The sequence below is a fragment of the Novosphingobium sp. Gsoil 351 genome (assembly GCF_009707465.1).
Taxonomy (GTDB): domain Bacteria; phylum Pseudomonadota; class Alphaproteobacteria; order Sphingomonadales; family Sphingomonadaceae; genus Novosphingobium.
In genome coordinates this window covers 1,396,741-1,420,875 of the sequence record NZ_CP046120.1, presented here as the reverse complement: position 1 = coordinate 1,420,875, position 24,135 = coordinate 1,396,741, and the positions used below count along the sequence as shown (strand labels likewise).

Sequence of the window (24,135 nt, the reverse complement as noted above, 5' to 3'; positions counted from 1 at the left end):
ATCGTCGCATAGAAACGATTCGGGATTGCACAGTGTCACGCGCTCAACTCGTTGAAATGACCCGGTCGCTGATCGCGCATGCCAAGGCCGGCACCATCGATCAGGCCCCTGCGGTGGCCCGTATTCCCGTTTCCGCTTATACCGATCCGGCGCTTTTCGAGCTGGAAAAGAAGCGCATTTTCCGACGCTTGCCGCTGATGCTGGCGCCGTCGAGCGAATTGCCGGAACCCGGCAGCTACAAGGCGATGACCGTCGTCGGCGTCCCCGTGTTGCTCACCCGCCAGAAGGACGGCAGCGTGGCTGCGTTCCTCAACATGTGCACCCATCGCGGCAATCCGGTGGCGCAGGGCGAGGGCAAGGCCAGCCGGTTCGTCTGCGGCTATCACGGCTGGACGTTTAAGAACGACGGCACGCTGCTCGGCGTCGCCTCGTCCGACGACTTCGGCGCGATCGACAAGGCCGCTCACTGCCTGAAGCGCTTTCCGGTGCTCGAGCGCGCGGGGCTGGTCTGGGCGATCCTCGATCCGGCCTCGACGCTGAGCATCGAGGACTACCTGTGCGGGTATGACGACATGCTGGCCAACTTCGGCTTCGATGGCTGGCACGTCTTCGCCAAGCGGACGATCAGCGGTCCGAACTGGAAGACCGCGTACGACGGCTATCTCGATTTCTACCACCTGCCGGTGCTCCACGCGAGCACCTTCGGCTCCGATTTCTTCAACCGCGCCAACTTCTTTGCGTGGGGTCCGCACCAGCGGCTGACCAATCCGACCGGAACCTACACCAAGCTGGGGACCGACCAATCGATCGATCTCGCGGCGATGGACGAAAAGGACTGGCCGATCGATGCGCTCATGGCGGGGGTGTGGACGATCTTCCCGCACATCTCGATCGCCAGCTTCTATGGCGGCAACGCGCGCGCGGTGCTGATCTCGCAACTGTTCCCAGGCGACAGCGTGGGCGAAAGCGTGACCAACCAGTATTACCTGATGGAGCGCGAGCCGACCGACGCCGCGACAATCGAAGGTGCCCACCAGCAGTTCGATTTCCTCAAAACCGTCGTCGAGGGCGAGGACTACGCCACCGGCAAGCGCCAGCACGAAGCGCTGATGTCGGGGTTGACCGATCACGTGCTGTTCGGGCGAAACGAGGGCGGTGGCCAGGCCTTCCACGGCTGGGCGGAGCGCTTGGTCGCGGCAAGCGATGACGAGCTGAAGCGGATATTCGCCGCCGAGCGGGTGGCTGAAGCGGCGGAGTGACTGACGTAGCCAAGCGCGTCGTCGTCCTCGGCTCGGGCGGGTCGGGGCTGACAGCCGCCATCGCCGCTCACGACGCGGGCGCGCAGGTTACGGTTTACGAAAAGCACGACCTGGTCGGTGGCACCACCGCGTGGTCGGGCGGGATGATCTGGATTCCCGGCAACCCGCACGAAGCAAAGCTCGATGTCGAGGACAGCCGCGAGAAGGCGCTGACCTATCTGATGGCGCTCTCGCACGACATGATTCCGCAAGATCTGGCCGAGGCGTTCCTCGATGCGGGCCCGGCGATGGTCGGCCATCTCGAAGCCAACGGCCCGGTGCAGTTCCGCCCGATCCCGGAATTCCCCGATTATCACGCCGAGCATGCCGGCGGGATGCCGCGCGGTGGACGCTCGCTCGATTGCCCGCTGTATCCGTTCGAGGAACTCGGCGAGTGGCGCGACCGGGTGACCCGCTCGCCCTATTATCCGGACCCTCGCTATTCGATCTTTGATTCACCCCTGGGTCAGGCGCGGCCCGAGCCGGTCGCTGCAGCGGAACTTGAGCGCCGGGCGCAACACGACGAACGCGGGAGCGGTCAGGCGTTGATCGGACGGCTGCTGCGCGCCTGCCTCGATCGCGGGATCGAGCCGGTGACCGGCGCGCGCGCTTTGCAACTGGTCCTAAGGGACGGTGCGGTCCGCGGCGTGGTTATAGAGATTGCCGGACAGGAAATCACGGTCGAGGCCGACGCGGTCATTCTCGCCACCGGCGGGTTCGAATGGGACGAGGACCTCAAGCGCGCGTTTCTGCGTGGGCCGATGACCCATCCGGTATCGATCCCCACCAACACCGGCGATGGCCTGCGCATGGCGATGCGGATCGGCGCCCAGCTCGGCAACATGCGCGAAGCGTGGTGGATGCCGGTTCACGAGGTCCCGCGCGAGGACGTTTCGACCGGGGTGGTCCTCGTCGCCGGGTCGCGCGCGCTGCCACGCTCGATCATGGTCAACCGCAAGGGCCGCCGCTTCGTCAACGAGGCGGCCAACTACAACGCCTTCGGCGCGGCTTTTCATGAGCACGACGTGAGCGCGTTCGACTATGCCAACCTGCCGTGCTGGCTGGTGTTCGACCAAGGCTATATCGACGATTACGGCTTCGGGATGATGGGCGGGGTGCCGGGCGAGCCGCCGCCGCAATGGGTCATGCGCGCGGACGGCCTGGCCGAACTCGCGCGGCGGCTCGGGTTGCCCCAAGGTGCGCTGGAGGCGACAGTCGAGCGCTGGAACTCGATGGTCGCGAAGGGCCGCGACGAAGACTTCTCGCGCGGCGAGGCGGCACATGACATCTGGTGGGGCGATCCCGCGCAGCGTGGCAGCGTGGCGGCGACGCTCGGGCCGCTCGAGCATGGCCCGTACTACGCGATCGAGATCAAGAGCGGCGCGCTCGGCACCAAGGGTGGTCCCAAGACCGATTGCAACGCGCGCGTGCTCGACGTCGATGGAGCGGCGATTGCCGGCCTTTACGCTGCGGGCAACGTCATGGCGAGCGCGATGGGGATGACCTACGGCGGACCGGGCGGCACGATCGCGCCGGGGATGGTGTTCGGCTTCCTCGCCGGGTGTCACGCCGCGGGCGATCCGTTCTTCACGGGAGAAGTCCGCTGAGCGACGCGCATCACGGCAAGGGTGTCGTCGTCACCGGAGCCGGTGGCGGTATGGGCCGCGCCATCGCGCTCGCTTTCGCGCACGCCGGGGCGCACGTGGTCGCGGGCGACGTCGATGAAGCGGGGCTGGCCGATACCCGCGGCCTGTTCGGCGGGGCCGCTGGAACGCTGGAAACGATGCGCGTGGATGTGCGCGACGAGGCGGCGATGGCGGCGCTGGTCGATGCCGCGGTGGCGCGTGCCGGACGGCTCGACGTGATGGTCAACAATGCCGCGGTGCTGGGCGCGTGGGTCCCGATCGCGGAGCAGGAGCGCGCCACGCTCGATCTGGTGATCGACGTCAACCTGAAGGGCACGGTGCTCGGCATCAAGCAGGCGTTGCGCCACATGATCCCCGCGCGCAGCGGCGTGATCGTCAACCTCGCCTCGGTGCAGAGCTTCCGCGTCGCCTACCCCGGCGCGGCGTTCTATGCGGCGAGCAAGGCGGCGGTGGTCTCGCTAACCCGTTCGGCCGCGCTCGAGAATGGCCAGTTTGGCATCCGCGCGGTGGCTATCGCGCCCGGTCCGATCGACACTCCAATGCTGCGCGGCACGGGCGGCGAATGGCCTCCGCCGATCGTCGCGCAGGTGCCGCTCGGCCGGGTGGGCGAGGTCGAGGAAGTGGCGGCGGCGGCGCTGTGGCTGGCTTCCGATGCCGCTTCCTACATCAGTGGCGCAACGCTGCCCGTCGATGGCGGCTGGCTGGCACCCTGAACCCCAACCGCCTCACCCGAACGCGGGGCGGTGGTTGCTTTCGCTCCAGTCCTGGCGGTCGGCCCACTCCTGCAGCGGTTCAAGCTTGCCTTCGAGCTCCGGGAACCGCTCGTAGACGTGGTCCATGTCGACGCTGAACGGCTTGGTCGGGGCGGTGTTGTTGTATTCGTAGAACGCGGCGATCCCGGCGGCGAAGTCCTTGCGGTTCTCCGGCGGCATTTCGTCGCCGGCCGCCCGGACCAGATAGTCGCCGAATTCCTGTGGGGTGCACGGATCGTACTTGATCGGCTTCTTGAAGGTCTTCGAGAGTACCTCGGTCACCTGCTTGCCCACGAGCCGCTCCGGTCCGCCTATGTTGAGCCACGCGCCCTCCATGTCGGGCCGCTCGATCGAGGCGAGCATGAATTTCGCGACGTCGTCCAGGCTGATCCAGTTGGCCTCCAGACTGGGGTTGTGCGGATAGACGTAGCGATCCTCGTTGACGATGAACGGACGCGCCCAGTTGGTCAGCAAATTGTCCATGAACAGCACCGATCCGAACACCGTGCCCGGCGCGCCCGAGCGCCACAGCGCGTTGATCCCGGCGGTGTTGCCGGCGTAAGTATGCGCATCGCCGGGCTTGTCGGGAATCCAGCTAGACGTGTTCCACACCACCCGCTTGACCCCGGCGGCGGCACCGGCCTTGCCGACCTCGCCGACCAGCACCGCCCGGTCGGCGCGGGCCTGGAGGGGGTGGGTGTAGAAGATGTAGTCGCTGCCCTCGAACGCGGCGGTATAGGTCTCGGGCTCGTAAAGATCGATCGGTCGGACTTCGACGCGCTCGACCCCGTCGATCCGCGCCCCGGCGAACGGGTCCTCATGGCGCGACAGGGCACGGACATCGTACCCGGCGGCGAGCGCCTGGCGGACTTGCGCCATGCCCTGGCGACCCGATGCGCCGACGACGGTGATGAGGGCCATGTGCGAATTCTCCCGATGAGTTTGGTTCTTGCCGCCAGCCTATGGTCGCACCCCGCCAGCCGCACCGGGCGAATTTGATAGCGGCCTAGCCATTTCGCTGGTTGGCGATGGCGGTTCGCGGGAGGACATCCCCAAAGATGACCATAGTGAACCGCCACTGGCGGCTCGACGCGCGCCCGCAAGGCGATGCGTTCGAAGACGCGCTGACGCTCGCCGAATCACCGCTCGCCGCGCCCGGCGACGGGCAGATCGTGTTGCGCAACGAACTGCTCTCGATGGATGCGGGCACGCGGATGTGGATGAGCGACCGCACCGACGGCTATCAGCCGCCGCTGCCGCTGGGCTCGACGATGGTCGGGCTGGTCATCGGACGAGTGGTCGCGACCCGGCACAAGGACTTCGCCGAAGGCACGCTGGTGCGGGCGTTCGGCCAGTGGGCGGACTACAGCACGATCGATCCAGTCTTGGCCGGCGCGGTCGAGCTCGACGAGAGTGTCGCCGACAAGCGTGCCTGGGTCGGCGAGCTGGGGATGAACGGGTGGACCGCGCTGTGGGGGATCGAGCGCACCGGCGCCGCCAAGCCCGGCGAGACCGTGCTGGTCTCTGCGGCGGCGGGCGCGACCGGACTGCTCGCCTGCCAGGTCGCCGCCGCGCTGGGCTGCACCGTCTGGGGCATCGCGGGCGGGGCGGCCAAGCGCCGCGCATTGGTCGAAGAATTCGGGCTGGCGGGGGCGATCGACTACAAGGCCGGCGACGTCGCGGCCAGGCTGGCCGAAACCGGCGGGATCGACGTCTATTTCGATAATGTCGGCGGGCCGCTGCTCGACGAGGTCCTGCCCAAGATGAACCATTACGGGCGTGTCGCCGTGTGCGGGCTGGTTTCCGACTACACGACCGGCCAGCGCACCGCCCCGCGCGAGTACGACCAGGTTCTGATGCGGCGGCTGCGGATCGAAGGGTTCTTCTCGCCCGATTTCATGGACAAGGGCCCGGAGCTCACCGCGCGGTTGCGGACATGGTACGATGCGGGACGGCTGCGCCTGCCATACGACAGCGTCTCCGGCCTGGAAAACGTCCTCGTCGGCTATCGCCGGATGCTGACGGGGGCGAGCCTGGGCAAAGCCATCGTGGAGCTTGTGACATGACCATGCGCCTGGAAGACCGCGAGGCGATCCGCGAGATCGTCGCTCTCTACGCCCACGCCATCGACCGGCGGCGGTGGGGCATGATGGAGCGATTGTTCCACCCCGACGCGACTTTCGGCTTCGGTCCGGTGGTCGGCGACTGGCGCGGTTTTGTCGAACAGGCGCGCGCGATCATCGATCCCTGCACCGCCACCCAGCACCAGCTCGGCCAGACGCTGATCGGGTTCGCGGACGCCGATACTGCACACTGCGAAACCTATCTGACCGCGATGCACATTGTCCCAGCCGGTTACCCACGCCCCGAGGTATTTCCCGATCGCGGCGAAACCTACGCTGCGATCATCGCCGGGCGCTATGTCGACCGGTTCGAGCGGCGGGGCCGCCTATGGCGGATCGCCAGCCGTCAGGGGCTTTACGACTGGCGGGAATACCGCGTGATCGGCGAGGCGGACTTGGCGGGTATGCCCGAGGGCGCCTGCGGCTATCATGATGGGCGCGATCCCTCGACCGCGGTGGTCACGGACTGGCTCTAGCGGCGCAGAATGCTGAACACCCCGGACATCGTGGCGATCGTCTCATGCCCGCAGCGGATTGCGCCGCTGGCATAGCCGATCCGCTTGCCGATCCGGTCGATCCGCGCCTCGGCCTCGAGCCAGTCGCCGAGCCTGGCGGCGCCGAGGAAGTTGACCGTCAGCGTCGCGGTGGCGACGGGCAGCGGTGGTTGCTCGCTGGCGAACAATGCGAAGGACAGCGCGACGTCGGCAAACGTCGTCAGCACTCCGCCATGCGCGGCATCCTGATAGTTGAGGTGGCCTTCGCCGATGCGCAGGCCGACGATCGTCCGGCCATCCGCTTTGCCCAGCCAGTATGGCCCACCGCGGTCCAGAAAGCCCGGCGAGAAATTGGCGGGCTCGAACCCTGCCGGTGGATCTTGCTCGCTCACGCCAGCGTTGTAGCCCGGCGAGCGGCGAACCGGTGCTATGAATTGTGCCAATGGCCGCGCGACCGGGCGCGGGTAAACCGGTGACCATGGGACAGGATGAGGTGATGACCGAAGCGGCGACCGCGTTGCCTCAGGCCTTGGGCGATCTGGTGCGCGAGCACGCGCGAACCCAGCCGGATACCGCGGCCTTCAGCTTTGGCGACGAGAATCTTACTTTCGGCGAGCTCGACGCCGGTAGCAACCGCGCGGCGCAGGGCCTGGCCGCGCTCGGTGTCGGCAAGGGCGACCGCATCGCCTACCTGGGCAAGAACCATCCGCTCTATTTCGAGGTCCTGATCGCCGCGGCCAAGCTCGGCGCGGTGATGACCCCGGTCAACTGGCGGCTGGCCCCGCCCGAGGTCGCCTACATCGTCAACGATTGCCAGGCGAAAGTGCTGTTCGTCGGCGAAGGCTTCGCCGAGATGCTGGACAAGGTGCGCGGCGATTTCGCGCACGTCGCCTCGGTGATCGGGATCGACGCGGGAGACGCGGCCTTCACCGATTATCGCCGGTGGCGCGATGGGTTTCCGGCCACCGACCCCCTAGTTCCCGTGGCGCCCGAGGACGACGCGCTCCAGCTCTACACCTCGGGAACGACCGGACGGCCCAAGGGCGCGGTGATGACCCACGGCTCGATCATCTCCTCGCGGCATCGCGACGAGGCCGATCTCAAGGACTGGCAGAAGCCGATCCCCGGCGAGGTCACGCTGCTGGCCATGCCGTGCTTCCACATCAGCGGCACGGGCACCGGGATCGGAACGATCGCCGCGGGAACCTGCTCGATCGTGCTGCCCGAATACGATCCCACCCAGGCGCTCGACCTGATCGCGCGCTACAACATCTCGAAAATCTTCCTCGTCCCCGCCGCGATCCAGATCATGCTCAACCACCCGCGCGTGGGCGAGGTCGATTTCAGCCGGCTGAAGTTCATCACCTATGGCGCCTCGCCGATCCCGCTCGAGCTGATGCGCGCGGCGATGGAGCGGTTCGGCTGCGGCTTCGTCCAGATGTACGGGATGACCGAGACCAGCGGGACCATCGTCACGCTCGATCCCGAGGATCACGTGCCCGAGGGCAGCCCGCGGATGCGCTCGGTGGGCAAGCCGTTGCCTGGCGTCGAGGTCAAGATCATCGACGGCGAGGGCAACGAGGTTCCCGCCAACACGGTCGGAGAGATCGCGACGCGCAGCCCCAAGAACATGCGCGGCTACTGGAACCTGCCCGATGCCACCGCCGCGACGATCGACACCGAAGGCTGGCTGCGCACCGGCGACGCGGGGTACTTCGACGATGACGGGTATCTCTACATCCACGACCGGGTGAAGGACATGATCATCAGCGGGGGCGAGAACGTCTATCCCGCCGAGGTCGAAAACGCCGTCTATTCGCACCCCAAAGTGGCCGATGTCGCCGTCATCGGCGTGCCAGACGCCAAGTGGGGCGAGGCGGTCAAGGCCTGCGTGGTGGTCAAGCCGGGCGAGACGTTGAGCGAGGCCGAGGTGATCGCGCACGCCCGCCAGCACATCGCGGGCTACAAGTGCCCCAAGTCGGTCGATTTCATCGCCGCCCTGCCGCGCAATCCATCGGGCAAGATCCTCCGGCGAGAGCTGCGCGTGCCGTATTGGGAAGGGCGGGAACGGGCGATCAATTGAGATGGCGCTGCCCGTCCGCCAGATCGCCTATTTCTGCGCCGACATCGAAGCCTCCGCGCGGGCGCACAGTGCCTCGTTCGGTTCGGGGCCGTTCTTTCTCGGCCGCCACGTCCCGCTGTCGTGGAGCGAGCATCGCGGCGTGCGTGTGCAGCACGATCACTCGAGCGCCTATGGCCAGTGGGGCGAGGTGATGGTCGAATTCGTCCAGCAGCACGGCACCGACCCGAGCGCGTTCCATGATCTCTATCCCGTCGATTCGGGGCGCCTCGGGCTGCACCACCTCGCGGTCTGGGTCGATCGGCTGGACGAGGCGCTGAGCCATTTCGAGGACGCCGGAATGCCGCTGGCCCAGCTCAGCGAGACCGCGGGCGGCACGCGCTATGCCTTCGTCGATGCCGCCGCCACGCACGGCCACATGATCGAACTCTACGAACCTACGCCGGGGCTGACCGGGTTCTATGCGATGGTCGCCGATGCCGCGCGCGGCTGGACCGGCGGAAATCTGTTACGCGAACTCGGCTAGGCCGTGCCGGCGTCGACCGTGGCGCTTTCGAGCACCATGCGCGCCCGGCACAGCGCATCGGATAGCGCGGCGGCGACCGTGAACGCGACGAACCCGTCCTCGCCCAGCGTTTCGCGAACCTGCGCCGCCGCGGCATCGGTGATCGCGTGGTGCTCGAACGGGATCTGCGCGGCATAGGCGAGCAAGGCTTCGCGGCTTGGGTCCCGTGGCGCCTGCGCCTCGGGCGCGCCGTTCGCGTGAACTCGCGCGATCCGCTGTTGGACCGCGGCGAGCAGGTCCGCGCCGAGGGTGCCGTCACGCCACAGTTCTCCATAGAACCGCCGGAACCGGGCGAGCAGCTCCGGACTGGCCCCGAGCACGCGCTCGACCGCGGGATCGATGGCGACGTGCGGCCCATCGGTGGCGGATGCGCCCCAGGTGCGCCGGGCCGGCGTCGGCAGTTCGGTCCGGTCGAGGTGTTCGGGTTCCAAGCCGAGCGTGATCAGCACCTTGGCGAGCGCCAGGAACAGCATTACGCCCAGCGTCAGCTCGGCGAACTGCGCGCGCGTGAAGTGGCGGTCGATGGCGCGCGACGCCGCTTCGTCGAACAGCGCGGGATCGAAGATCAGCGCGTCGGTGAAGCGCAGCGCGGCCTTTTCGGCCTCGGTCAACGAGCCTGAGTTGGGGTAGTCGTCGGTGACGTCGTCTATCACCGTTTCGTCGAGCCCGGCGGCGATCGGCTTGGCAAAGCGAACCTGCCGGCAGAACGCGCAGGCGGTGATCCGCGCGTTGCGCATCCGGCAGATCTCCTTGACCCGCGCCGAAAGGACGTCGCTGGCCCAGAATGCGCCGTACAAATCGGCGAAGCGGTCGGCGAGCGCCGGTTGGTGGGCGAGGACCGATCCGAAATGGGCGGGCGCGCCCGGGATGGCCGATGAAACACGGGGCACGGTCGACATCGTTGGCAACTCCTCGAACCCGCTCTTACCACATCGGCGCCGCTCGCGGGCTTGTCAGATTTCGCAGGGGACGCGGCCCACCCCCTGTGGCACCGCTCAGGACATCAGCGGGAGACGGACGATGCCGGGACAGGCGCAGGACGTGATCGAGCGGTTCTGGCAAATCCAGGATGGCGGCGATTACACAAAACTGGTCGATCTGTTCGCCGAAGATGCGGTGGTCGAGGACGTGGTCTGGGGGACGCGACGCGGGCGCGACGAGATCATGGCGTTCATGACCACGATGGTGAAGGAAATGGGCGAGCGGAAGATCCACTTCACCATCGACGAGATCTGCGGCGACGATCATTCCTGTTGGTCTCGCTGGACGATGCACTCGCCCGCGGGAACGCGCGGTGGCTGCGGGATTTACAAGGTGGCGGACGGCAAGCTCACGTATTACCGCGACTATAGCGACCCGAGCGAACCGGAGGAACCGGGTGCCTGACGAGGTTTTGCGCGAAGACCACGACGGCTGGGTGCAACTCACCCTCAACCGGCCCGACAAGCTCAACGCGCTGACCGTCGCCATATTTGGCGAATTGCGCGCCCACATCGCCGATCTGGCGACGGCCGAGGGCATAGGTTGCATCGTGCTGCGCGGCGCGGGCAAGTGCTTCTCCGCGGGGCATGACTTGGCCGATATCGCGGCGGGCGAGCGTCCGCCTTCTCGCGGATGGCATTCGGAAACGCTGCGGATGCTCGAAAAACTGCCGATCCCGGTGATCGCGGCGGTTCACGGACATTGCTACACCGGCGCGCTCGAAGTCGCATTGGCGGCGGACTTCATCGTCGCCGCCGAGGGCGCACGGTTCGGCGATACCCATGCCAAGTTTGCGCTGACACCGGTGTGGGGGATGAGCGTGCGGCTGCCGCGCCGCGTCGGCATCGCCACCGCCAAGCGGCTGATGTTCACCGCGCAGATGATCGATGCGGCCGAAGCGGTGCGGATCGGGTTGGCCGAATATGCGATCCCGGATGACGGGTTCGCTACCGAGATCGAACGGCTGGCGGCGCAGGTCGCCGCGCAATCGCACTTCAGTCATGCCGCCAACAAGCGCCTGCTCGAACGCGCCGACGGCGTGCCTGCAGACGCCGCCCTGATCGCCGAATGGATGGACGGCGAGGGTCGCGGGCCGGACATGGAGAAACGCATCGCAGGGTTCACGAAGCGGTAGTTACATCGCCCGGTACTTCGGATGCCCCGATTCCACGATTCGCAGCACCGGCAGCGGAAACACCGGGTCGGGCGTCCCGTCGTTCTGAACGCCCAGCGGCATCGACCAGTCCATCACGTAGTCGCGCTTGATGATCCGCCATTCATCGCCGCGCTTCTCGAATTCGTCGAGATAGCGGCCGCCGAAGAGGTTGCCGGTCCACACCCCGTCGTTCTCGCGCACCCCGGTCGCCTGGCCATAGCATTCGGTGCTGGCGCGCGTTGGGGAATGCAGCCGGATCGCCAGACTCGAGAGCATGTGCCAGCGGCGCTGGCTTGAGCGCTCGATCTTCATCACCACCGGCACGAACTCCGCCGCCGTGCCGGTGAAGAAGGCATAGTCGATCGCCGCCTCCGGCCAATAGCAGCTCGCCTGGCCTTCGTCGTCGAGCCAGTCGAGCGTGCGCGAATAGCGCTGGATCACTTCGGCGATGGCCTGCTTGTCGAGCAGTTCCTGCAGCGCGGGATCGCGGGTCATTGCCGTCCGCTCCACCAGGCCGGGATCGCCAGCGGGAAGCGGGCCTGCGCGGTGCGCATCGCCTCGCTGGCGTCGGCGGGCAGCGGCGGATCGAGCGTCGGCGCAAGATCGCCGCCCGCTCCCTGCACCGGACCGACGTATTCGAGCTCGATCCCCGCAAGCACGTCGGCGAAGTCGTGGCCTTCGTGGTGATCGGACATCTGGTGCGCATAGAACGCCCATTTGTCGGTGAACGATAGCAGGCAATAATAGGCGTTCACCGCCTGGCCCTTCCAGTATTCGTAGCGGACGACGCCGTCCTCGTTGGCGAACGTCTGCGCGACCATGTCGTGCATGATCGCCTCCCACTTGGCTTCCTTGCCGGGCTTGATCTTGATGTGCGCGAGCAAGGTGGTCATGCGGCCGGCTCCAGTTCGAGTTTCAGTTCCATCGTGCCGAGCATGATCCCGGGCTGGTGAAGGAAAGTGTTGCCCGGCGCGTAGGCGATCCCGTCCAGGCCGTCGCACAGCCGGTTCCAGGCGATCGTCTGCTCTAGCCGCGAAAGCCCGGCCCCGGGGCAGACCCGCGGCCCCGCGGAGAAGGCCAGGTGCCGGGTCACCGCCTTGCGATCGAGCTTGAGCGTCAGCGGGTCCTCGAATTCCTCGGGATCGATGTTCGCTGCGGCCCAGCGCAAGTGAAGCGTCGATCCAGCAGGCACTTCCACACCCTGGAACACCTCGTCGCGCGAGGTGATCCGGGTCGAGAGGCCCTGCGTCGGCGAACGCAGCCGCATCCCCTCTTCGATGAACGGGCGGATCGATGCGCGGTCGGCCTTGAGGCGGTCGAACAGGCCAGGCGTCTCGCAAACGATCTGCGCCTGCTCGGCCAATGCGTACTGCGTGGTCTCCAGCCCGCCGATCACCATCGCGTAGACGATTCCGTTGATCTCGTCGTCGCTCAGCTTGCGGTCCAGCGCCTCGTAGCGGACCTGCGTCAAAAAGCTGATCATGTCGTCGCGCGGCGCGGCGCGCTTTTCCCGCACCTTGTCGCGGACGTAGTCCGAAAAACCCGCGAGCAGGCGGAATTTCTCGGCGGTCTGTTCGGCGGTCAGGACGTTGTTGTGCCCGCAGCCGTGGACGTAGGACATGACCTGCGCGTTGCCCCAGATGGCAAGCTGGGTGACGTCCTCCAGCGGGAAGCCGAGCACGCTGGCCATCGTCCGCTGGGGCAGGGGGCGCGCGAAATCGGCGACGAAATCGATCGTTGCGCGGTCCGCGAAGCCCGCGATCAAATCATCGACGTGGCCGCGGATCATCGCCTCGTGCCGCTTCGCACCGGGGCCGACCCACGGATCGGTCAGTTGCTGGCGGTGCGCGCGCCACAGCTCGGGAGTGGGCCGCAGCGCGACGATCGACTGCACCATCGCGTCGATATCGGGCATCTCGCGCGCCATCTTTCCGGACTGCTGGATTTGGGCGACGAGCAGCGACAGCGTCGGCGGGAACCGCTCCCAATCGCGCACCACTCGCGCGATGTCGGCGTATTTGGTCAGGATGAAGGCGTCGCGATCGGGTGTGAGACCTTGGCCCGGCAGGCGCGCGACCGGCGCGGCGTCGTGCAGGATCGGATAGGCCTCGTACCAGTGCTCGGCCGCCCCGGGGCCGAACAGGTCGACGTCGGCCAGCGTGTGCGGGCAGGCCATCGGGCTGAGTTCGTGGTTGACGCGGTGGTCCATCGGCTCAGGCTTCTATCCATTCCGCCAATTGCGGCGGCCTGGGTATCGCCCCAGCCTCGCCGACATAACCACACCCCTTTTGAGAGGATCGGCCTTGGCCCGGATCGCGAAGCTTGCTCCAGAGGATTGGGATCCCCGCCTGCGCGAGGCCGCCCGGCCCGAATCCGCCAGCGATCTGGAACAGGGGCTGACCCGGTTCTTCGCGCATTGCCCCGAACAGGCGCTGGGCCTGATGCAGTTCGGCGGCGCGCTGAAGCGCAACCGCGCGCTGCCCGAGCGCCTGGTCGAGCTGGTCCGCTTGCGCGTCGCGTTCTTCAACCAGTGCCGCAGCTGCATGGCGATCCGCTATTCCGACGCGGTCGCCGACGGATTGAGCGAGGACCTGGTCTGCTCGTTGGCCAAGCCGCACGAGGCCGATAACCTCAGCGATGCCGAGAAGGCGGCGATCCGCTATGGCGAGTTGATGGCGACCGACCATCTCGCGATCGGCGATGCGATCTACGCCGATCTGCGCAAGCATTTCAGCGAGGCGGAGATCGTCGAGTTGGGAATGACGGTGGCATTCTTCGTCGGCTTCGGGCGGCTCGCGGCGACGTGGCACATGGTCGAGGAACTGCCCCCCGCATTCCAGACCGCGGAAACCATCGCCCCATGGGGCCAGGAAAAGGTCCAGGTGCGCTGATGGCTACCCAGGCTCCCGTCAAACCCGCGCCAGCGGTCAACCTGTTCGATGCCGGGCTCCAGCAATGTCCCTATGACGCCTACAAGACGCTGCGCGACGAGGCGCCGGCCTATGAAATCCCCGGCACGGGGATGTGGGTCGTCACCCGCTACGAGGATGTCCGCCGCGTGCTCACCGATCCGGTGGCGTTCCCCAGCACCTCGCAAGACACCCCGTTTCGCGCGGGTTCGGGCACGGTGGAGCGCGCGCTCAAGGTAGAACAGCGTTTCGCCGAGAAGGGCTGGGTTCCGGCGCGCACGCTCAACGGGCGCGACGATCCCAACCACAAGCAGATGCGCGCAATGTTCAACGAGGCGTTCAAGCCGAGCCGGATCAAGGAGATCGATCCGCGTGTCGAGAACCTCGCCTACGAACTGATCGACGCGTTCCTGCCCGATGGCCGGTGCGAGTGGGTCAGCCAGTTCGCGGTGCCGCTGCCGCTCTACATCATCTGCGAGCAGATGGGCGCGCCGCGCGCGGATGCCTGGACGATCAAGCGCTGGACCGATGCGTTCTTCCAGCGGATCAGCTTCATGCTGCCCGAGGACCAGCACCTCGAGATGGTCGACCGCGAGATCGAGGCGCAGCACTATTTCCAGCCGATCTTCGAGCGGTTGCGCAAGGAGCCGGACGATTCGCTGATCAGCGTGCTGGTCAACACCGTGATCCCCGAATGGGGCCGGGCGCTGACCGACGAGGAACTCCACGCCGAAATGATGGCCGACACTTTCGTCGGCGGCAGCGAGACGACGACGAACGCGCTGACCGCTGGAATGAAGCTGCTGATCGAGAACAAGGACGTCTGGCGCCAGCTCAAATCGGATCCCGAACGCTACATGAAGACCTTCGTCGAGGAAGTCGTCCGGCTCGAATCGCCGGTGCAGAGCCTGATGCGCTTCGTGGCGAAGGACACCGAGATGGGCGGGGTCACGATCCCCGGTGGAGCGATGGTCAACGTCCGCTTCGCCGCCGCCAACCGCGACGAGCGCGCGTTCGAATGCCCCGAAAAGCTCGACCTGGAGCGGGCCAAGGCGGGATCGCACATGGGCTTCGGCTCGGGTCCGCACCATTGTCTGGGCGCGCCGCTGGCGCGGCGCGAACTGACCTGGGGGTTCACCGCGGTGGTCGACCGCTTCGAGGACATGTGGTTCGCCGCCGGCAAGAACGACTTTGCGATCCGCCCGCACTTCCTGCTGCGCAGCATGGCCGAACTGCACATCGAATTCGAACCAAGGAAACGCTGACCGTGGCCACGATCCTCGAACCCCCCACCCAGCGCATCGACCGGACCAAGCTGCCCGAACCGGCGCTCTCGACCGGGCCGATCTCGGGCGAGCGTTATTGGTCGCACGATTTCATGCAGCGCGAATGGGACGGCATCTGGACCAAGGCGTGGCTGATCGGCGGCCTTGCCGAGCAGGTGCCCAACCCCGGGGACTACTTCACCTACGACATCGGCCGCGAATCGATCCTCGTCACGCGCGGCGAGGACCAGCGCATCCGCGCCTTCTACAACGTCTGCCCGCACCGCGGGAAACGGCTGGTCGAGGACGAGCAGGGCCACGCCAAGCGCATCGCCTGCGCCTATCACGGGTGGCGCTTCAAGCCCGATGGCGAGCTGACTTTCGTGCCTTGCGCCGAGGATTTTTCAGGCGGCAACCCGTGCGGCCAGGTCAACCTGGCGGAAGTGCGCTGCGAGGTGTTCGCCGGGTTCGTCTGGGTCAATCTCGATCCCGACTGCATTCCCTTGGCGGACCATCTCGGCCCGATCGCCTCGCAGATCGAATGCTACGAGATGGAAAAGATGCGCCGCACCCACTGGGTGACGCTGGACGGCGACTTCAACTGGAAGTGCGTCCAGGACAACTTCAACGAGAGCTATCACCTGCCCTACGTCCATCCCGGCACGGTCTATGTGATGGAGCAGAACTACAAGGACTGCCAGTTCGATCTCTACGCGCCGCACGGACATGCGCGGATGTTCATGCCGGGGTCGCGGCCGTCGAAATCGCTCAAAGGCCAGACCGACGCGGTGATCGAGGCGCTGGGGCGCGAGTTGCGCTATTGGGGCCTCGATCCCGAAGACTTCCGCAGCGATCCGATGGCAATCCGCCCGGTACTGCAGCAGCAGAAGCGCAAGTGCGGGGCCGAAAAGGGCTATGACTACGCCCGCTTCCACGACGATCAGTTGACCGACCACTACCACTACACGGTGTTTCCCAACATCAGCTTCAGCCTGAAACCCGACGGCTGCATCTGGCTGCGCGCCGATCCGCACCCGACCGATCCCGAACGCTGCGTGTTCGACATGTGGTATTTCACCTGGTTCCCCGACGGCGAGACCGACTACTACAGCTACGCGATGTCCGAGGCGGTCGACCTGACCAAACCGGTCGAGCATCTGCGCGGCAAAGTGGGCGAATTGAGCTGCGGCCCGGCGATCGACCAGGACGTCGCGATCTGGTCGAGCCAGCAAAAGGGTTTGCGCTCAAGGGGTTACAAGGGCGGGCACCTGGCGGGACAGGAATCGCGGGTGCGCTTCTTCCACGACACCATCGACCGCTGGCTCGAACGCTAGGGGGCGTTCGCGCGCGCTGCGCTGCGGCCAGCGATGTAGCCGAAGGTCAACGCGGGGCCGAGCGTACCGCCAGCGCCGGCATAAACCCCTCCTGTCGGGCAGGCGATCGCGTTGCCCGCGCCGTAGAGGCCGGGGATCGGCTCGCCAGCGTGGTCGAGCATCTGCCCCGCGCCATCGGTCTGCGGGCCGCCGTTGGTGCCGAGCATCCCCATGCGGATTTCAACCGCGAAATAGGGCGCCTGCTCGACCGGGCCAAGCGTGACCGCCGTGCCGGTGCGCGAGCGGTCGCCGTAGAAATGGTCGTAGGCGCTGGTTCCCCGGGCGAAATCTGGGTCGTGGCCATCGCGGGCGTTGCGGTTGAACCGCTCGACCGTCGTGGTCAGCCCGGCCTCGTCCACGCCGATCTTCGCCGCCAATTCGCCCAATGTGTCGGCGCTGGCGATCCAATCGGGCAACGGCTGGCCCGGCATGATCGTACCGACCGGATAGCGCGCGCGGTATTGCGCGTCGAAGATGAGCCACGCGGGCTGATTTTGGTACGAATACGTCTGCGGATCGAACGCGTGGAAGGCCCCAGCCAGCGCCGAATAGTTCGCCGCCTCGTTGCAGAAGCGCTGGCCTGCGCGGTTGACCATCAGCGAATGCGGGACCGTCCGTTCGATCAGCACCGGGGCGGCGCGCTGCTCACCGGTGGCCCAGCGATCGCCGGGCGGGGCGAGCGTCGGCGCCCACCACGCGCTGGTCATGTTGCCTAGCCTGGCCCCCGCCGCCATCGCCAGCGCCAGCCCCTCGCCGCGCGCGGTAGGGGGCGATGCCGGGGTATCGGCTGGGCCCCGCAGGAACGTGCGGCGCAGGTCGGCATCCCATTCGAAGCCCCCGGTGGCGACGATCACACCGCCGCTCGCGTGCAAGGCGAATGGCCGGCCCGCGCGTTCGCCTTCGATCCCGGTCACGCGGCCCTGCTCGGCGATCAGACGTTTGGTCGTAACGCCAAGCTCGGGCTCGATCCCGCGCGCCAGGCACGCCTTGAGCAGCCGCGCGACCATCGCCTGCCCGAAACCGCGCTCGTCGGCGGCGAGGCGGCGCTGCAGTTCGTGCGGCTCGACCACGCCGCTGCCGCCGCCCAGCGCGGTTTCGCGCAGCATCATCGGCTTGGGTTCTTCGATCGCGTAGATGCGCGCGGCCCATTCGCCCAGTTCGCCCAACGCGAACAGATCGTGGTCGAGCGCGCGCCCGCCCTCGGGCTTGGCCCCGGGCCGATCGAGGTAATAGTCGGGATAGCCCGCCAGCAGCGACACCCGCAGCGCATCGATCCGCTCGAGAAAGTCGAGCGCCTCGGGCCCGGCATCGACGAAGGCTTCGAGCACGTCGTCGCGCAAGTCGCCATGGTCGAGGCTGCGGAAATAGGCGAGCGCGTCGACCCGGCCGTCGGCCATCCCGGCGGCGCGCTGGCGCGGATTGTCGGCGACCCAGATGACTCCGCCCGATACCGCCGAAGTGCCGCCGACACGGTCGAACCGTTCGATTAGGCGGACCCGGGCCCCGCTCTCATGAGCGGCCAGCGCGGCGGTCAGGCCAGCCGCGCCGCTGCCCAGGACGATGACGTCGGTTTCTTCGTTCATGGCGAGACAGGGCACCGTGAAGCGGCCGCGCACAACCCTCCATTTTGGGCAGGTGCGGCCTGTGGGCGTGCGGGCTAGTCGTCGGTCACATGGCGGAGGACATCAGATGAAGTTGCAGGGAAAAGTGGCAGCGATCACCGGGGGCACCGCGGGGATCGGTCGAGGGATCGCCGAAGCTTTCCTCGCCGAGGGCGCTTCGGTGGCGCTGATGGCGCGCAATGCGGAGAAAGCTCAAGCCGTACTCGCCGAACTGGGCGTGGGCGATCGCGCGGTGTTCATCGCCGGGGACGCAACCGTCCAGGCCGGCATCGAGGGCTTCATCGATCAGGCCGTCGCGCGCTTCGGGAGGCTCGACATCCTGGTCAACAACGCCGGGGGCGCGACCGGGCTGCTGCCGCTGGCGCAGCTGTCCGACGAATCGTTCGACCAGGCGATGAAGTGGAACGTCTATGCGACGTTTTGGGCCTGCCGCCGCGCGCTCCAGCCGATGCTCGCGGCAAAGTTCGGACGGATCATCAACATCTCGTCGGTCGAGGGCAAGCACGGCAAGCCGGTGCTGACCGCCTACAGCGCGGCCAAGCACGCGGTGAACGGCCTGACCAAGGCGCTCGCCCGCGAAGTCGGCACGGAGGGGGTCACGGTCAACGCGATCTGCCCGGGCCTCGTGATCACTGACATCATCCGCAACAACGGGCCGGACACCGCCAAGGCAATGGGCATGAGCCTGGACGAGATGATCGCGATGTTCGCCGAGGAATCGGCGATCAAGCGGCCCAACACGGTCGAGGAAATTGCCGCGGTGGCGGTGCTGCTCGCCTCACGCGAAGGCGGTGGGATCACCGGCGCGACGTTCAGCGTCGATGGCGGCAGCGCGCAGTACTAAGGGCAATTTTCTGCAAGCGGGGCTGGTCGCTGCCTGCTTAGCTGCCCCGCGCTGCCATCGCCGCGCCGACCGAGCGTTCGATGTCGCCCGATTGGGGATTGCCGCGCAGGGTCAGGCCACCGTTGGGCTGGATGTTCTCGCCGGTGACGAAGCAATCGTCGCTGCACAGCCACACCGCGGCATTGGCGACGTCTTGCGAGGTGTTGAGGCGTCCCAGCGGGTAACGCGGCAGGAACGCATCGACGAGGCCGGGCACGGCGAAGCTTTGGTGCGTCATCGGCGATTCGGTGAACGCCGGCGAGATCGAGTTGGCCTTGATCCCATACTGGCCATAGTCGTTGGCGACGCAGCGGATCAGACCCTCGGATCCGGTCTTGGTGCCGATGTACGCGGCGTGATTGCCGATCACCGCCTTGGTCGTGGCCGACGACAGCGAGATCAGCGAGCCGCCCGAGGGCGTTTGCGCGACCATTTTCTCGATGAATGCCTGGAGGAAGTGGTGCACCCCCGTGAACTGGAGCGCGACGATGCCGTTCAGCTCTTCCTCGGTGATCTCGGTAAAGCTCTTGAGCAGGCCCCAGCCGGTGCAATTGACCGCCGCATCGACCCGGCCCAGCTTGGCGACGGCGGCGTCGGCCAGTGCGCGCACTTCGCTGCGGCTGGTGATGTCGCACAGCGCGTATTCTCCGCCGATCTCGCTGGCGAGCGCCTGCAACGGCGCTTCCTTGCGCCCGGCGACGAGCACCCGCGCGCCTTCTGTCGCGAAGGCGCGGGCCATGACCTGGCCCATGTTGTCGGGTGAGGCAGCGCCCAGGATGACCGCGGTCTTGCCTTCAAGTTTGCCCATCGACGCTCTCCACCCGATCGTTCCTGCGAACCACGATAGGCCAGACCCGGCGCCTTGACCCTTGCCAAAAGTGTTCATTGCCGGTGCCCACCGTCGCCGCGATAGCGGGGTCAGGGAGAACCGCGCCATGTTCAAGGGACCGCTCGAAGATCGTATCGCCATCCGCGAATTGTGCGAGACTTACGCCGATGCCGTGGTTCGCGCCGACGCCGGCGATTGGGGCAAGGTCTGGTCCGAGGACGCCCACTGGGACCTGATGGGCAACAAGGTCGATGGGCGCGAGGCGATCGTCGCGTTCTGGAAGCAGGCGATGAGCGGGCTGGATGGCGTAAGTTTCCAGTGCATGCCGTCGTCGCTCGAAATCGACGGTGACCGGGCTTCGGGCCGCTGCCAGACGCAGGAATACATGAAGGTCAAGGACGGTACGACGCGCGCGATCGGCGGCCTCTACACGGACAAGATGGTCCGCGTGGACGGGCAGTGGCTGTTCTCGGAGCGAGTCTACCGGATCGTCGCCGAGTACAAGCCACAGGGAGCCTGAGCATGGCCAAGATCGTCATTTCCGCGCAAATCGATGTCGAGCCCACCGGCCGGGATGCCGCGTTGAAGAGCGCCCAGCCGTGGATCGATGGTGCGCTCGCCCAACCGGGGTGCATCCATTACGACTGGAGCGCCGATCTCAACGCGCCTTCGCGGATCAACGTGTTCGAGGAGTGGGAGAGCGAGGATTCGCTCGCCGCGCACTTCGCGGGGCCGCAGTACGCGGGAATGCTTGCGCACATCGGACAGAGTGGATTGCAGAACGCGGTCAGCCGCAAGTACCGCGTGGATGCCGAGGGCCCGGTTTACGGCGCGGAGGGTAAGCCGACGCCTGCGTTCGATTGACCACTTGTCCCCGAACGGGGTTTCGGGAGCGAGTGGCGCTTCACAACTCCAGCATCTGCTTGCCGCGGTTGGCGCCGACGAACAGGCGCTTGAGCGTGGCCGGCGCATTCTCGAATCCGTGCTGGATGTCTTCGCGATAGGCGAGCCGTCCGTCGTCGACGAATCCTTCCAGCCGCTTGCGGATCGCCGGAAACTCGCCCGCCCAGTCCGACACGATGAACCCCGCCATCGAGGCGCGGCGGAACACCAGGTTGAAGTAGTTCTGCGGACCCGCCGGAAGCGAGCCGGTCTCGTAGCGGCTGATCCCGCCGCAGATCACGACCCGCGCGCCGGTGGCGATGCGCGCGAGCATGTCGTTGAGGATCGCCCCGCCCACGTTGTCGAAGATCACGTCGATCCCGTTCGGGCAATGCTGCTTGATCTGCTCGCGAAGATCGCCCGCCTTGTAGTCGATCGCCGCGTCGTAACCGGCTTCCTCTACCAGCCAGTCGCACTTGTCCTTGCCTCCGGCGATGCCGACCGCGCGGCACCCGGCGATTTTGGCGAGCTGGCCCACGACCGAGCCGGTCGCTCCGGCCGCGCCCGACACCAGCACGGTATCGCCCGCCAGCGGCCGCCCCACCTTGAACAGCCCGCAATAGGCGGTCAGTCCGGTCGTGCCGAGGACGGAGAGCACCGCGGTCGGCGGCAGGTCGGTCTCGACCTTTGTAAGGTCGCGACCTTCGGTCACGAGATACTCGGTCCAGCCGGTGGTTCCGAACACAAGGTCGCCCACCGCGAAGCGGCCGCCGTTGCTGGCCACCACTTCGCCGATCCCGCTACCCCGCATCACGTCGCCGATCGCCATCGGTGCGACATAGTCGGCGATGTTCTCCATCCAGCCTTTTTGCGCCGGATCGAAGCCCAACCAGCGGATGCGGATCAACATCTCACCCGGACCCGGATCGGGCAGAGCAGTCTCGACCAGCTTGAAATCGCCGTCTTCGATGCCACGGCCGCGAGGGTGACCGTTGAGCAACCATTGGCGCGCGGTGGTGGGCATCGTTCGCTCCTTTGAGGGCTGACCCGTCCCTTGCGCCGGGACCGCGCCCCGCGGCCATCGGCAAAAGTGCCAGTCGTCGCGCGGTCCGATCGGGCTAGGGTATTATCGAGAGGATTTCGCCATGGCCGTTTCCACCCACCGCACTTTTTGTCGCTTCTGCCACGCCAACTGCGCGATGCTGGCGGACGTCGAGGATGGCAAAGTCATCGCGGTGCGCGGTGATCCCGAGGACCCGGTTTACGGCGGCTACACCTGCCTCAAGGGCCGCGAGCTGCCCGACAGCCACAACGCAGCGCATCGCCTGCACCACAGCCTGGTGCGCGGAGCGAACGGAGCGTTCGTCGAAACCGCGATGCCCGAGGCGCTCGCGCATGTCGGCGTCACGCTCAAGCGGATCATCGCCGAACACGGGCCCAACGCGGTGGCCCTCTTCATCGGGTCGGGCGGATACCAGAACAGCGCCGCGTGGGCGGCCTCTTACAGCTTCGCCCAGGCAATCGGTACGCGCAACTTCTACACCTCGGTGACGCTCGATCAGCCCGCGAAGGTCTTCACCACCGCGCGCTATGGCAAGTGGATGGCGGGGACGAACACCTTCGAAGAGGCCGATGTCGCGTTCCTGATCGGCAACAATCCGATGGTCTCGCACTATTCGCCGCCTGGCGGGGTGCCGCCGTTCTCGCCGTCGCGGCGCATCCGCGACCGCCAGAAAAACGGCCTTAAGCTGATCGTCGCAGACCCGCGAGAAAGCGATGTCGGGGCGATCGCCGACATCTACCTGCCGGTCAAGCCGGGCGAGGATCCCGCGCTTCTAGCAGGCATGATCAACGTCATCTTCGCTGAGGACTTGTACGACCGCAATTTCGTGTCGGCACATGTCGATGGCGTGCAAGAGCTGCGTCAGGCCGTCGCTTCGTTCACGCCCGAGGTTGCAGCGGCGCGCGCGGGGGTCGATCCCGACATGCTTCGTGCCGCCGCGCGAATGTTCGCCAAGGCTGACAAGGGCTGCGCAGTGACCGGCACCGGACCGGAAATGGCGGGCAACGGCACCCTGACCGAATATCTCGTCACCAGCCTCAACGTGCTGTGCGCGCGCTTCAAGCAAGAGGGCGAGAAGGCCGCAATTCCTGGCGTGTTCACCGCTCAGACCCCCCGCCGCGCCCAGGTCGGCCCGCCAATGGCGATGTTCGGGGCCGAGGGCATGAACAAGTCGCGCTTCCGGGGGCTGGGTCAGCTCGGCTTCGAGATGCCGTGCAACGTGCTTGCTGACGAGATTCTCACCCCGGGCGAGGGCCAGGTCCGCGCATTGATCTCGATCGGGGGCAATCCCGAGGTCGGTTTCCCCAACCAGATCAAGATGCGCCGCGCGCTCGATGCGCTGGAGATGTTCGTCCAGGTCGATCCGTGGATGTCGGCCAGCGCCAAGCGCGCCGACGTTGTCCTCGCGCCCAGCCAGTGCCTCGAGCGCGAGGATATCACCAACCTCTCCGAATGGTGGCACGAGCGGCCCTACGCCCGCTACGTCGAGGCGCTCGCGAAGCCGCCGGGGGACGTGATCGACGAGTACGAGATGCTGTGGCATCTGGCCAAGCATCTTGGGGTTCAGATGAACCTGGCGGGCGGACCGCTGCCGATGGATGAATGCCCGACCAAGGAGACATTCCTCGATCTGATGACCGCGGGCTGCCTGGTGAAACCCAGCCAGGTGCGGCGCGACAGCGTGGCGGGTGCGCCGGTGATCTACGACGACCTCCACCCGCGCGTCGAGGCCGCCGATCCGGGCGAGGCGCATCGCTTCGATCTGGCCGAAGGGGGCATGCCCGCTCAACTTGAACGCTATGGCCGCGACGAGGCGCGGGCCGCCGGATTCGGGTTCCGGCTGATTTCGCGGCGCTCGAAGACGCGGTTCAATTCGATCGGCCATCCGCTGGCCAAGCTCCGCGCCAAGACGACTACCAACCCCGCCTACATCCACCCCGACGACCTCGCCGAACTGGGTATCGCCGATGGCTCGATCGTCGAGATCGTATCGCCCCACGCGAGCATCCACGGGGTCGCCAAGGCCAGCGACAAGCTGCGCCGAGGGATCGTCTCGATGGCGCACGCCTATGGCGACAGCGAGGCGGGCAAGCACAACGTCCGCGAGATCGGTGGATCGACCAATCGCCTGACCAGCGACGAGGTCGACTTCGACCCGATTACCGGGCAGGCGCTTCAGAGCGCGATCCCCGTGCGCATCGCCGCCGCCTGAGG

General features: G+C 66.8%; 25 protein-coding genes. 16 read left to right on the top strand and 9 right to left on the bottom strand.

From position 1 onward, the window contains the following. The first annotated feature begins 56 nt into the window (after positions 1-56). The 3 genes from GKE62_RS06770 to GKE62_RS06760 are packed head-to-tail and all read left to right on the top strand — an operon-like array spanning position 57 to position 3,657. A complete protein-coding gene (locus tag GKE62_RS06770; protein WP_154691582.1) occupies positions 57-1,259 on the top strand; it encodes an aromatic ring-hydroxylating dioxygenase subunit alpha in 1,203 nt (400 codons plus the stop codon). Continuing rightward, positions 1,256-2,905 carry an FAD-dependent oxidoreductase gene (locus tag GKE62_RS06765; protein ID WP_154691581.1) on the top strand — a complete coding sequence of 550 codons (1,650 nt, stop codon included), beginning with the start codon at positions 1,256-1,258 and terminating at the stop codon, positions 2,903-2,905. Before GKE62_RS06770 ends, GKE62_RS06765 begins: the two co-directional genes overlap by 4 nt. Next, on the top strand, positions 2,860-3,657 hold the full coding sequence (locus tag GKE62_RS06760) for an SDR family NAD(P)-dependent oxidoreductase (protein WP_255453585.1): 798 nt from the start codon (positions 2,860-2,862) through the stop codon (positions 3,655-3,657). Before GKE62_RS06765 ends, GKE62_RS06760 begins: the two co-directional genes overlap by 46 nt. 12 nt (positions 3,658-3,669) lie before the next feature. On the opposite strand, the gene GKE62_RS06755 is transcribed toward GKE62_RS06760, so the two are convergent. Then, positions 3,670-4,617 (bottom strand): SDR family oxidoreductase, encoded by a 948-nt coding sequence (locus GKE62_RS06755; protein WP_154691579.1) that lies wholly within the window; start codon positions 4,615-4,617, stop codon positions 3,670-3,672. A 137-nt stretch (positions 4,618-4,754) separates the two neighbouring features. Here GKE62_RS06755 and GKE62_RS06750 point away from each other — a divergent pair, with 137 nt between their 5' ends. Further along, positions 4,755-5,762: an NADP-dependent oxidoreductase gene (locus GKE62_RS06750; protein WP_154691578.1), complete on the top strand. Its 1,008-nt coding sequence runs from the start codon at positions 4,755-4,757 to the stop codon at positions 5,760-5,762. Next, positions 5,759-6,295: a nuclear transport factor 2 family protein gene (locus GKE62_RS06745; protein WP_195908645.1), complete on the top strand. Its 537-nt coding sequence runs from the start codon at positions 5,759-5,761 to the stop codon at positions 6,293-6,295. Before GKE62_RS06750 ends, GKE62_RS06745 begins: the two co-directional genes overlap by 4 nt. On the opposite strand, the gene GKE62_RS06740 is transcribed toward GKE62_RS06745, so the two are convergent. Continuing rightward, entirely contained in the window at positions 6,292-6,705 is a 414-nt protein-coding gene (locus GKE62_RS06740; RefSeq protein ID WP_195908644.1) for a PaaI family thioesterase, read from the bottom strand. The genes GKE62_RS06745 and GKE62_RS06740 overlap by 4 nt on opposite strands. A 104-nt stretch (positions 6,706-6,809) precedes the next feature. Here GKE62_RS06740 and GKE62_RS06735 point away from each other — a divergent pair, with 104 nt between their 5' ends. Both GKE62_RS06735 and GKE62_RS06730 read left to right on the top strand, forming a co-directional pair. Then, complete coding sequence (locus GKE62_RS06735) at positions 6,810-8,396, top strand: fatty acid--CoA ligase (RefSeq protein ID WP_154691575.1); 1,587 nt, start codon at positions 6,810-6,812, stop codon at positions 8,394-8,396. A 1-nt stretch (position 8,397) separates the two neighbouring features. Next, a complete protein-coding gene (locus GKE62_RS06730; protein WP_154691574.1) occupies positions 8,398-8,919 on the top strand; it encodes a VOC family protein in 522 nt (173 codons plus the stop codon). Here GKE62_RS06730 and GKE62_RS06725 read toward each other — a convergent pair. Beyond that, positions 8,916-9,857, bottom strand: coding sequence for a carboxymuconolactone decarboxylase family protein (locus GKE62_RS06725; protein WP_195908643.1), 942 nt, complete (start codon positions 9,855-9,857; stop codon positions 8,916-8,918). The two genes, GKE62_RS06730 and GKE62_RS06725, sit on opposite strands and share 4 nt — an antisense overlap. A 121-nt stretch (positions 9,858-9,978) precedes the next feature. Here GKE62_RS06725 and GKE62_RS18430 point away from each other — a divergent pair, with 121 nt between their 5' ends. Continuing rightward, entirely contained in the window at positions 9,979-10,344 is a 366-nt protein-coding gene (locus tag GKE62_RS18430; RefSeq protein ID WP_195908642.1) for a nuclear transport factor 2 family protein, read from the top strand. Next, positions 10,337-11,074 (top strand): enoyl-CoA hydratase/isomerase family protein, encoded by a 738-nt coding sequence (locus tag GKE62_RS06715; protein ID WP_154691571.1) that lies wholly within the window; start codon positions 10,337-10,339, stop codon positions 11,072-11,074. The genes GKE62_RS18430 and GKE62_RS06715 overlap by 8 nt, the downstream gene beginning before the upstream one ends. Here GKE62_RS06715 and GKE62_RS06710 read toward each other — a convergent pair whose 3' ends face one another. The 3 genes from GKE62_RS06710 to GKE62_RS06700 are packed head-to-tail and all read right to left on the bottom strand — an operon-like array spanning position 11,075 to position 13,304. Beyond that, positions 11,075-11,590: a nuclear transport factor 2 family protein gene (locus GKE62_RS06710; protein WP_195908641.1), complete on the bottom strand. Its 516-nt coding sequence runs from the start codon at positions 11,588-11,590 to the stop codon at positions 11,075-11,077. After that, positions 11,587-11,988, bottom strand: a complete 402-nt coding sequence (locus GKE62_RS06705) for a putative quinol monooxygenase (protein WP_154691569.1) — start codon at positions 11,986-11,988, stop codon at positions 11,587-11,589. The genes GKE62_RS06710 and GKE62_RS06705 overlap by 4 nt, the downstream gene beginning before the upstream one ends. After that, positions 11,985-13,304 (bottom strand): cytochrome P450, encoded by a 1,320-nt coding sequence (locus tag GKE62_RS06700; protein WP_154691568.1) that lies wholly within the window; start codon positions 13,302-13,304, stop codon positions 11,985-11,987. The genes GKE62_RS06705 and GKE62_RS06700 overlap by 4 nt, the downstream gene beginning before the upstream one ends. A gap of 94 nt (positions 13,305-13,398) precedes the next feature. Here GKE62_RS06700 and GKE62_RS06695 point away from each other — a divergent pair, with 94 nt between their 5' ends. From GKE62_RS06695 to GKE62_RS06685, 3 genes are read left to right on the top strand one after another with little or no spacing between them, the layout of a single operon-like run. Beyond that, positions 13,399-13,986 (top strand): carboxymuconolactone decarboxylase family protein, encoded by a 588-nt coding sequence (locus GKE62_RS06695; protein WP_195908640.1) that lies wholly within the window; start codon positions 13,399-13,401, stop codon positions 13,984-13,986. Continuing rightward, positions 13,986-15,269: a cytochrome P450 gene (locus GKE62_RS06690; RefSeq protein ID WP_154691567.1), complete on the top strand. Its 1,284-nt coding sequence runs from the start codon at positions 13,986-13,988 to the stop codon at positions 15,267-15,269. Before GKE62_RS06695 ends, GKE62_RS06690 begins: the two co-directional genes overlap by 1 nt. 2 nt (positions 15,270-15,271) lie before the next feature. Continuing rightward, on the top strand, positions 15,272-16,603 hold the full coding sequence (locus GKE62_RS06685) for an aromatic ring-hydroxylating dioxygenase subunit alpha (protein WP_154691566.1): 1,332 nt from the start codon (positions 15,272-15,274) through the stop codon (positions 16,601-16,603). Here GKE62_RS06685 and GKE62_RS06680 read toward each other — a convergent pair. Then, on the bottom strand, positions 16,600-18,225 hold the full coding sequence (locus GKE62_RS06680; RefSeq protein ID WP_154691565.1) for an FAD-dependent oxidoreductase: 1,626 nt from the start codon (positions 18,223-18,225) through the stop codon (positions 16,600-16,602). The genes GKE62_RS06685 and GKE62_RS06680 overlap by 4 nt on opposite strands. Before the next feature lie 106 nt (positions 18,226-18,331). Here GKE62_RS06680 and GKE62_RS06675 point away from each other — a divergent pair, with 106 nt between their 5' ends. Next, entirely contained in the window at positions 18,332-19,108 is a 777-nt protein-coding gene (locus GKE62_RS06675) for an SDR family NAD(P)-dependent oxidoreductase (protein ID WP_154691564.1), read from the top strand. Positions 19,109-19,145: 37 nt separating this feature from the next. Here GKE62_RS06675 and GKE62_RS06670 read toward each other — a convergent pair whose 3' ends face one another. Next, positions 19,146-19,955, bottom strand: coding sequence for an SDR family NAD(P)-dependent oxidoreductase (locus GKE62_RS06670; RefSeq protein WP_154691563.1), 810 nt, complete (start codon positions 19,953-19,955; stop codon positions 19,146-19,148). 127 nt (positions 19,956-20,082) lie between these two features. Here GKE62_RS06670 and GKE62_RS06665 point away from each other — a divergent pair, with 127 nt between their 5' ends. Beyond that, entirely contained in the window at positions 20,083-20,496 is a 414-nt protein-coding gene (locus tag GKE62_RS06665; RefSeq protein ID WP_154691562.1) for a nuclear transport factor 2 family protein, read from the top strand. Between the two features lie 2 nt (positions 20,497-20,498). Beyond that, positions 20,499-20,840, top strand: a complete 342-nt coding sequence (locus tag GKE62_RS06660; protein WP_154691561.1) for a putative quinol monooxygenase — start codon at positions 20,499-20,501, stop codon at positions 20,838-20,840. Positions 20,841-20,880: 40 nt separating this feature from the next. On the opposite strand, the gene GKE62_RS06655 is transcribed toward GKE62_RS06660, so the two are convergent. Then, positions 20,881-21,882 (bottom strand): NADP-dependent oxidoreductase, encoded by a 1,002-nt coding sequence (locus GKE62_RS06655; protein ID WP_154691560.1) that lies wholly within the window; start codon positions 21,880-21,882, stop codon positions 20,881-20,883. A gap of 121 nt (positions 21,883-22,003) precedes the next feature. Between GKE62_RS06655 and GKE62_RS06650 the strand changes: the two genes are divergently transcribed. Beyond that, positions 22,004-24,133: a molybdopterin-dependent oxidoreductase gene (locus tag GKE62_RS06650; RefSeq protein ID WP_154691559.1), complete on the top strand. Its 2,130-nt coding sequence runs from the start codon at positions 22,004-22,006 to the stop codon at positions 24,131-24,133. Positions 24,134-24,135: the final 2 nt, after the last annotated feature.